The following is a 6,440-nucleotide window of genomic DNA, read 5'->3' on the forward strand; positions in this document are numbered from 1 at the left end:
CTGCGCGCCCCTTTCGGGTACAAAAGGCGCACGGCGCGCCGTATTTTCATATCCAGCGCTTGCCCGGCACCGCGCCCTCGTCGGCCAGCAGCTTTTGCAGCTTCGGCACCGGGATCGCGCTGCAAGCTTTTTTCTCGGCGACCGCCATGCTGGCGGCCGCCCCTGCGGCCTGCCCCAGAGCCATTGCTGTTGCGGTGATGCGGGCCGACGCGATCGCCTCGTGGGTTGCCGAGATACAGCGCCCTGTCACCAGAAGGTTCGATATTTTCTTGGGCACCATCACCCCGTACGGGATATCATAGCAGCAGATGCGCTCTTTGCGGATCCAGTTCAGCTCTGCGCCCACCGGGTCGTGGATATCGATGGGGAAGGCACATACCGCCACACTGTTTTCGCACTCGGCGCTGTTTATCACCATCTCGGCCGTCAGCGTTTCCATGCCCAAAATGCGGCGGCTCTCCCGCACACCCGTCATCGCGGCAATGGAGCGCAGTTGTGCAGCCGCAAAGCCCGGGATGTACTTTTTCAGGAACGCGGTCACAATGCCCACCTGTTTGTGCGCCTCGAATTCCGCGGCCGTCAGATCCTTCGCGTTCACGCCGGAAAGTCTTGTCACACGCGTCATGTTCACCAGCACTTCCCCCGGATGAACGCTCTGGAAAAACAGCACGCGGTCTCTCGGCAGCGGGAAATCCCCGTTCTCCTTTGCCTGTGCCACCAGACTGAAAAAGCCCGATACCGCCAAATATTTTCTGAGATCGCAGTCCATGTTCAGGATGAACTGCTCCGGGTTTTCCAACACGTATTTCGTCGTTTTTTCCAGATCTACATTGTTCAGCGAAAACATCAGCGACATCGGCTGCGCCATGCCGTCGTGCTTGCGGCCAAGCATAAATTCCACATCGCACAGGGCGGCGAGATCCGCGTCGCCCGTGGCGTCGATGAACACCTTGCCCTTGTAGGTGGCTTTTCCGCTTTTGTTCAGCACCCGCACGGCCTGGATCTGCCCGTTCTCCAGCTCCACTGATTCCAGGAATGTGTGCAGCAGCACAGTGATGTTCGGCTCGGTGGAAAGCATCTCAAAGTAGACCAGCTTGAGCAGCTCCGAGTCAATGGGCGTGATGGTCGATACCATTCCGATGGGGTCCGGGATGTGCCCCAAAGTGCCGCCCCGGGCCGCAAGGCGGTCCACGATCTCCTGCGCAATGCCCCTGACCACCTGTTTATCCCCCGCATGGAAGGTCATCAGCGGCGCCACCATGGCGGAGGTGTTGGTCCCGCCCGGATATCCGTTTTTGTCGATGAGCAGGACGCTCATGCCCCTGCGCGCCGCACACACAGCCGCGTTGGTCCCACTGGAACCTGCCCCCACCACAATGATGTCATATACTTTTTTCACGAGTGTTCCACCTTTATCCAAGTAATTTAAAGCATGAAATAGATCGATTCAAACCATTCGCGCTGCGTCACGGCCGCCATGCTCACCGGGTAGGTGTCCCGCAAGTGCCGGATGTAATGGACCTGGCCACCGAACCCCTTGGTGCTCTCGCACACTTTATTTTTGAATTCCTCGGTCTCGTAGCCCACGATCAGCTGGGAGATCCCCAAAAAGTGAAGCAACCCCGGCCAGGCCGGGCCAAGCTCCTGTGTGCCGCACAGATCGCCCGTGGCGTTGTCCGCGCCGCGGCACAGGCGGCCATCCAGCACCAGCGCCGCCTTGCCGCCGGGCGCCTCGCTGATGTACAGATAATGCTTTTCTCCGCGGGCACAGCCCATCATGCCCTCATAGATCGCCCCCGCGTTGATCTGATGATCCAGGTGGGTAAAGACCATGTACTGGCGCTCAATGATCTCTTTCAAATGCACAAACTGCCAGCCAAACTCCGGCGCGGAAGTAATGATCTGTTCCTCGTAGTCCAGCTTTCCGGCCACCCCAACTCCGATGCCCAACACGTTTTTGTTGTGGGCGGTCTCCGCATTCAAAAGCTCCATGATCGCATGCAGGGGCGCCGTGCCGCCATCCAGCGGAAAGGAAATGCGTTTCAGGATCTGCGCTTCACAGTCGGTAACGACGCCCTCGATTCCGTGTGGGCGCAGGTCCAGGCCAATGAAGCAGCCATAGGCGCTGTTGACGCGGTAGATGATGGAGCGGCGCCCGCCGGAGGAATCGTCCATTCCGTTCACGATCAGCAGTTTCAGTTTCAACAGGCTGTTCACGCAGGAAGACACCGTCGAGGTGCTCAGCCCTGTGTCTTCCACGATCTCCGCTTTCGTTGCACAGCGGCGCGCCATCAGGCAAAGCATAATCTGCTTAATGTTGTGGATTTTGATCTGATCAAGCATCTCTGCCACCTCAAAACTTTTTACGAAGCTCGTAAAAAGTTATTATGGCTATATCATATAGCGCGTTTTTTGAGAAGTCAATATGATATTTGATTTTATGTACAAATAAACAACCTGAAGGGCAAAATTTTATACATTATCGATATTCTTCCGCCACATAAAAAAGCGGCCGCAGCAAAACTGCGGCCGCTTTTTTATGTGGCGGCGCCTGCGGACCATCTGCTTTTTACCATGCCTGATACAGCATCACCATCAGCGGCATGGTCAGGATGCACAAAAGGGTGGTCATCACGTTGATCTTGCTGGCATAGGCCGAATCGCCCCCATACACCTGCGCCATCTGCACAATGGCCGCGGCGCTGGGTGCGGTGGTCGCTAAAAAGCTCACCAGCAAAATCGTGTCCCCGTCCGGGGTCAGGGCCGCCATGCCGCTGCACTTCAGTACCGCCAAAAACAGCAGCGGATACAAAAGCAGCCGAAGCGCGCTCACCAGGTATACGCGCCTGGTGGCGAACACCTCCTTTAAAGGCATGTACCCCACCAGAATGCCGGTCACGATCATGCTCAGCGGGCCCACCATTTGCCCCACCGACGCCACGGTCTCGCGCAGCAGCGCGGGCATGCGCAGCTGCCCCAAAAACATCACAATGCCCGCCGCCGTGACCAGCAGGTTGATATTGGTGAAGACCTTTTTCCAGCCAAATCCCTTTTCCCCGCTCATGATGCGCTTGCCGTGGGTCCAGATAAAGGCCGTCTGCACGGTGATGTACGCGCAGCTGTACAGCACCCATTCGCCGCCCAGCACATACCCCACCACCGGAATGATCAGGTTCGCCGCATTGGAGTAATAGGCCGAGCACACCTCCACCCCATCCATGTGCAGCAGCCTTTGGCAGGCCGCATTTACCGCCATCAGCAAAAGATGTGCCACAAGTGCGGCTGCAAAGGCCAGCGCAAGGCCCCGGAGCTTCTCTTTGCTGAAGCTCTCCTGAAAGGCGTTTAGGATGGAGCATGGCATCACCAGATACAGCACCAGCTTGGAAACGACCTTGCTGTCCGCCTCGGACAAAAAGCGTATTTTTGCAATGATAAACCCCATGAGCAGCATGAAGAACAGTTCCGCGATCTGCCGGATCAGCAGCAGGCTCACTTCCATGGGCTTTCCCCCCTCTTGTTCCAGCCAAAAACAAGCCCCGCCTTGAAAGCGGGGCTCATCTCTCGTTTTTTTGCTTATTCCTTAACGCCGTAGCGCTTGAGCAGCGCCTGGATCTTGGCGTTGGGGTCGATGATCGAGCCAACGCTCATATCGTGGTTGATGGCGGCCACAAAATAAGCGATGTACTTGGACACATCCACCTCGTGGAACCACTCGCGGCTCAGCAGCTCGGGCGTGCGGTAGGTGAGGTTCGAGCCGTACACCCCGCTGATGATGCCGTCGGCATAGGCCTTGTCAAACTCGGTCAGGCCGCCGGTAAAGATCGCGTAGGTGGCGTTGCAGAAAATGCGTTTGGCGCCGCGCTTTTTCAGTTCGTACCCGATGTCCAGCATGCTCTCGCCCGAGGAGATGATGTCGTCGGCAATGAACACGTCCCGGCCCTCCACGCTCTCGCCCAGATACTCGTGGGCCACAATGGGGTTGCGGCCGTTCACCACGCGGCTGTAATCGCGCCGCTTGTAGAACATGCCCAGGTTCACGCCCAAAACGCTGGCGTAATACATGTTGCGGTTCATGGCGCCCTCGTCCGGGCTTATGACCATAAAATCCTCCGGGTCAGGGCGGAAGTCGGGGATGCTCTTGAACATGGTCTTGAGCACCTGGTAGGTGGGCATCACATTGTCCATGCCCATCAGGGGCACCGCGTTGGACACGCGGGGGTCGTGGGCGTCAAAGGTGATGATGTTCTCTACGCCCATATCCTGCAATTCCTGCAGCGCATACGCGCAGTCCAGGCTTTCACGGTAAGCGCGGCGGTGCTGGCGGCTGCCGTAGAGCAGGGGCATAATAACTGTGATGCGGTGCGCCTTGCCGCTGGCGGCCTGGATCAGGCGCTTGAGATCCTGGTAATGGTCGTCCGGGCTCATGCAGTTCTCGTGGCCGAACATGGTGTATTTGCAGCTGTAGTTGCCCACGTCCACCACAATGTACAAATCATCGCCGCGGATGGTATTTTTGATCAGGCCCTTGCCGTCGCCGGAAGAAAAGCGGGGGCATTCGCTGGGAATAATAAAGGTTTCCTTCTCCATGCCCTTGCGCTTGGCCCAGCGCACCAGGTGGCGGTCGATCAGGGCGGTGAGCTCACGGGCGCCGGGGGTGGCGATCAGCCCCATGTCGGCCACGCCGTTTCCCTCAATAAAAAACTCGGTGTTGTTCGGCTGCTGCTGCATCACAGTAAACTCTCCTGTTCTTTTGATTTACCTTAAAAATAACCGTGCCCCCGTGTGCTGCGGGGGCATACAAATTACAATTAGATAGTATCACACTTTTGCCAAAAGGAACAGCAAAATCCCCGCTTTCCCGCATTTTCTGCGGCTTGTCATATGCCCTGCGGGAATCCGATGGTACAAATTGTCGAATATGCCCAAAATCCGTTTTTTCGCGGCATTCCCACGCCTTGAGCGGCAATAGAAAAAGCCTTCGCCCCCCGGTTTTTTGGGGGCGAAGGCTTTTACAGATCAAACCAGCTCGATGATGGCCATCTCGGCGGCGTCGCCGCGGCGGGGGCCAGTTTTCACGATGCGGGTATAGCCGCCGTTGCGGTCGGCATATTTGGGGCCGTACTCGTCGATCACTTTTTTGGCAACGGTCTCCTTGGTGATATAAGAGTAGACCTGGCGCTTGGCATGCAGATCCTCCCGCTTGCCAAGAGTCACCATTTTTTCGGCCATGGAACGCACTTCCTTGGCACGGGTCACGGTGGTCTCGATTTTGCCGTTCTCAAACAGGTAGGTCACCATGGCGCGCAGCATGGCGTTGCGCTGCTCACTGGTGCGGCCGAGTTTTCTGGTACCGGGCATCCCGTTTCACTCCTTTGCAGTAAAATTACTCGTCGTCTTTGGTAAGGGTAAAGCCCAGAGAATCAAGCTTTGCCATGACCTCTTCCAGGCTCTTGCGGCCGAGGTTGCGGACTTTCATCATCTCGTCCTCGGACTTATTGATCAAGTCTTCCACGGTATTGATGCCCGCGCGCTTCAGGCAGTTGAAGGAACGCACCGAGAGATCCAGTTCTTCAATGGTCATTTCCAGGGCCTTTTCCTTGCCCTTGTCGTCCTTCTCCACCATGATCTCGGCGCCCATTGCCTCCTCCGACAGGTTGACGAACAGGTTCAGATGCTCGGTCAGCACGCGTGCCGCAAGGCTCACGGCTTCCTTGGCATTGATGGTGCCGTCGGTCCACACCTCGATGGTGAGCTTGTCGTAGTCGGTGATCTGGCCAACGCGGGTATTCTCCACCGTGTAGTTGACCTTCAAAACAGGCGTATAGATGCTGTCGATGGGCAGCACATTCAGGTCGTTTTTCTCCTGCATGAGCTGCTTGTTGCGCTCTGCGGGCACGTAGCCGCGGCCCTTGTCGAAGGTGAGCTCCATCACGAGCTTGCCGCCTTCTTCCAGGGTGGCGATATGCCACTCGGGGTTCAGCACTTCGATCTCATCGCTGGGCTTGATGCTGCCAGCAGTAACTTCGCCCTCACCGGCCGCTTCAATGCGAACGGTGACAGGGCCGTCGGCGTAGAGCTTGGCGGCAACGCCCTTGAGGTTCAGCACGATCTCGGTCACGTCTTCCTTAACGCCCGGAACAGTGCTGAACTCGTGGACCACGCCATCGATCTTTACGCTGGTGACGGCAACGCCGGGAAGCGACGAAAGCAGGACACGCCGTAAGCTGTTGCCCAAGGTGGTACCAAAACCGCGCTCCAGGGGCTCCACGACGAATTTGCCGTAGCGGCCGTCCGGCGACAGGCTGGTGGTATCAATTCTGGGGCGTTCGATCTCCATCATAAAAAACCCTCCTTGGTGGGCCGGCCCTGGGGGCGGGCCGGCCTTTAGTGTTCGCTTTCCCTATGCGCTGAGCTTGTTACTTGGAGTACAACTCAACGAT

At 57.3% G+C, this 6,440-nt stretch carries 6 protein-coding genes; all 6 read right to left on the reverse strand.

All coding sequences use genetic code 11. The annotated features are described in order from the left end of the window. Positions 1-46: 46 nt before the first annotated feature. A complete protein-coding gene (locus ACMLHZ_RS04270) occupies positions 47-1,399 on the reverse strand; it encodes an FAD-dependent oxidoreductase (protein ID WP_418666562.1) in 1,353 nt (450 codons plus the stop codon). A 26-nt stretch (positions 1,400-1,425) separates the two neighbouring features. Further along, positions 1,426-2,343 (reverse strand): ROK family protein, encoded by a 918-nt coding sequence (locus ACMLHZ_RS04275; protein ID WP_418666563.1) that lies wholly within the window; start codon positions 2,341-2,343, stop codon positions 1,426-1,428. A 226-nt stretch (positions 2,344-2,569) separates the two neighbouring features. Continuing rightward, complete coding sequence (locus ACMLHZ_RS04280; protein WP_418666564.1) at positions 2,570-3,499, reverse strand: AEC family transporter; 930 nt, start codon at positions 3,497-3,499, stop codon at positions 2,570-2,572. Between the two features lie 74 nt (positions 3,500-3,573). Beyond that, positions 3,574-4,728 (reverse strand): ribose-phosphate pyrophosphokinase, encoded by a 1,155-nt coding sequence (locus ACMLHZ_RS04285; protein WP_418666566.1) that lies wholly within the window; start codon positions 4,726-4,728, stop codon positions 3,574-3,576. Positions 4,729-5,016: 288 nt separating this feature from the next. After that, positions 5,017-5,358 (reverse strand): 50S ribosomal protein L17, encoded by a 342-nt coding sequence (gene rplQ / locus ACMLHZ_RS04290; RefSeq protein ID WP_177564754.1) that lies wholly within the window; start codon positions 5,356-5,358, stop codon positions 5,017-5,019. A 25-nt stretch (positions 5,359-5,383) separates the two neighbouring features. After that, positions 5,384-6,340 (reverse strand): DNA-directed RNA polymerase subunit alpha, encoded by a 957-nt coding sequence (locus ACMLHZ_RS04295; RefSeq protein WP_177564752.1) that lies wholly within the window; start codon positions 6,338-6,340, stop codon positions 5,384-5,386. Positions 6,341-6,440: the final 100 nt, after the last annotated feature.

The organism is Allofournierella sp. (genome assembly GCF_048388525.1).
Lineage (GTDB): Bacteria > Bacillota > Clostridia > Oscillospirales > Ruminococcaceae > BQOK01.

Coding starts and splice junctions, on each gene's coding strand:
- ACMLHZ_RS04285 (WP_418666566.1), bottom strand. CDS start 4,728: ATGCAGCAGCAGCCGAACAACACCGAGTTTTTTATTGAGGGAAACGGC.
- rplQ (WP_177564754.1), bottom strand. CDS start 5,358: ATGCCCGGTACCAGAAAACTCGGCCGCACCAGTGAGCAGCGCAACGCC.
- ACMLHZ_RS04280 (WP_418666564.1), bottom strand. CDS start 3,499: ATGGAAGTGAGCCTGCTGCTGATCCGGCAGATCGCGGAACTGTTCTTC.
- ACMLHZ_RS04275 (WP_418666563.1), bottom strand. CDS start 2,343: ATGCTTGATCAGATCAAAATCCACAACATTAAGCAGATTATGCTTTGC.
- ACMLHZ_RS04295 (WP_177564752.1), bottom strand. CDS start 6,340: ATGATGGAGATCGAACGCCCCAGAATTGATACCACCAGCCTGTCGCCG.